Below are 1,117 nucleotides of genomic sequence, written 5' to 3' on the forward strand. Positions count from 1 at the left end.
CAACTTACGTGACAAGAATACGCGAGATGTCATCGTCGTGCCTCGTCGTGCGGTGCAAACTGACCTAGAAGGTGACTTTGTGATGGTGACAACGGAAGGTAACGTCGCTGAGCGTCGCAATGTAGAACTTGGCCCGCAAGTCGAGCAGGGCATCATCATTCGCGAAGGTCTTGAGAAAGGTGAAGCAGTTATCACACAAGGTCTACAGCGTGTTCGTAATGGCGTAGAAGTGCGTGTTCAAACTCCAACTGAAGACAAACAGTAGGAGGCCACATGTTAAGTCGTTTCTTTATACAAAGACCTAAGTTCGCGCTGGTCATTTCGATCATCCTGACGTTGGCTGGTGCCATTTCGTTAGCGATTTTGCCAGTGGCTGAATATCCGCAAATTAGTCCACCGTCGGTTAGCGTAACGGCGTACTACACTGGCGCAAGTGCCGAAGTGGTTGAACAGGCCATCGCCGATCCGATAGAGACATCGGTGAACGGCGTAGAAAACATGATTTACATGTCTTCGAAAAGTGCTAACGATGGTTCGTACAGCTTAAACGTTACGTTTGATGTTGGTACCGACCCAGATATGGCGCAGGTGAACGTGCAAAACCGAGTGTCACAGATTGAGTCAAAACTGCCTCAGGAAGTGCGCATGGTCGGCGTGACGGTGAAAAAGCGTTCTCCTGACCTATTGATGGTTCTGAACTTCTATTCACCAGACGGCAAGTACGATGACCAATTCTTAATTAACTACATCAACTTGAACGTAAAAGATCAGTTGGCGCGTGCGAAAGGCATCAGTGAAGTAAATGTAATTGGTGGTGGTGAATACGCGATGCGCGTGTGGTTGGACCCAGAAAAAATGGCCAACCTCAAGCTAACGACATCGGATGTATATGCTGCTTTAGCGGAGCAAAACGTTCAGGTTGCTGCTGGCCGTGTTGGTGCCGCGCCGTACAATAACCCGCAAGAAGTGCAGTTCAACCTAGTGACGAAAGGTCGCTTAGAAAGTGTGAGCGAGTTTGAAAACGTTGTTCTTCGTGCCAATCCAAATGGCTCTACGGTTTATCTGAAAGATGTTGCTCGTGTTGAACTGGGTAAGAAGTTCTACGATGGTAACGGTA

2 pseudogenes are annotated in these 1,117 nt (G+C 48.3%); both read left to right on the forward strand.

The features are described from left to right. Nucleotides 1-265: pseudogene (locus R8269_RS25625) on the forward strand (efflux transporter periplasmic adaptor subunit); the annotation flags it as partial. Between the two features lie 8 nt (nt 266-273). Continuing rightward, nucleotides 274-1,117 (forward strand): annotated as a pseudogene (vmeZ, locus tag R8269_RS25630) (multidrug efflux RND transporter permease subunit VmeZ); the annotation flags it as partial.

It is taken from the genome of Vibrio sp. Vb0667, from assembly GCF_033391095.1.